The organism is Facilibium subflavum (assembly GCF_003574485.1).
Taxonomy (GTDB): Bacteria; Pseudomonadota; Gammaproteobacteria; order Francisellales; family Francisellaceae; genus Facilibium; species Facilibium subflavum.
This window is the reverse complement of record NZ_QLIT01000169.1, coordinates 1-1,369: the sequence shown is the minus strand read 5'-3', so window position 1 is coordinate 1,369 and position 1,369 is coordinate 1. Positions and strand designations below refer to the sequence as shown.

Below are 1,369 nucleotides of genomic sequence, written 5' to 3'. Positions count from 1 at the left end.
CAAAATATCACTGATTCGATCATAAACATCATTATCAAGGATTAATGAGCCTATCACTGACCTTTCAGCATCAAGTGACTGAAGTTGATTTATAGTTGAGTTTGTCATATATTACCCTTTGTAAACGTTTTCTCGGAAGTGATTTTTGAGAGCGGTTACAAGCATCTTACTGCCATCGGACAAATTAGCATATGATGATGGCAGTGAGTCCTTGATCTTGGTGTATTGCTCTTTAGTTAACTCTAATTTCCATAGTTCATAAGCACTGTTAAAAGCTTCTTCCTGCAAGGCTTGAAGTTTTTTAAGTTTCTCTTTATTCGCTTTAACTTGCTCTTCAAGAGCAATTTCTTCTGCTGAGCGAAATTGTGGTTCAGTCCAAGATTGTCCTTTTTTCAAAACACCCATCAAAATTTTCAATTTATTATTTGCAAAGCTTTTTCCATATTTTTCAGTCATCTCTTCAAAGCGATTTTCCAATGCCCAGGCATAATGCTGAATGCTTTCTTCTAAGTCATCGGCATTTATTTTACTGCGATCATCCAACTTGCTATTAAAAGCAATTACCTGCTTAAGATGTTTTTGAGTAAAACCAAATGGCTCTAGTGGAGAAATATCAATTTCATATAGATCATCATTATCTACCTCTGTTTTTTCAATTGCGCTTGAAGTTGAATCATCTTGATGATGTCTTTTTTGTAGCTCTGCTATTTGTTTTTGCATTTCAGCAATAAGTTGGTCTTTCTGTTCAATAGAATGATTTTTAGCCGCATCGATTTCACGGACTTTATTTTTTATAGTATTAGTAGTATTACTATTATATATAGAAGAACCAAAATCATTATTTTCAGCGTCTGAACCCTTATTTGAACCCTTTTCAAAATCATTTAAATCATCCGATAAGAAATTTAATAATTTATTCTTTATATTGCTTGATGTTGAAAATCTAATAACTCCACCAACTCCCCTTTTCCCCGTATCGCGACGTATAACACCTTTTTCAACGAGTCTTTTTAAACCTGTTTTTAAGCCATTTACAGTTGTTCCTACGCTTAATGCTAAAGTATTTGTATTCATATCTTGAGTACAATTAGACTCAGACTCAATCATTTTTCGTATTAGCACAACTAATATTTTCTTTTCGTTGGTAGATATTCTAGGTAAAATTTGGTTCAGTGAATTAGACTCTAATTGAACCTCTTTTGAATCCTTATTAGACTCTAATTGAACCTCTTTTGAATCCTTATTACACTCTAATTGAACCTCTTTTGAATCCTTATTACACTCTAATTGAACCTCTTTTGAATCCTTATTACACTCTAATTGAACCTCTTTTGAATCCTTATTACACTCTAATTGAACCTCTTTTGTT

At 32.6% G+C, this 1,369-nt stretch carries 2 protein-coding genes; both read right to left on the bottom strand.

The window, feature by feature from the left end; all coding sequences use genetic code 11:
• The coding region (locus tag DNK84_RS15085; RefSeq protein WP_162902367.1) for a DnaB-like helicase N-terminal domain-containing protein at positions 1-108 on the bottom strand (108 nt) is incomplete at its 3' end.
• A gap of 3 nt (positions 109-111) precedes the next feature.
• On the bottom strand, positions 112-1,369 hold a 1,258-nt coding region (locus DNK84_RS10040; RefSeq protein WP_119344383.1), incomplete at its 5' end, for a hypothetical protein.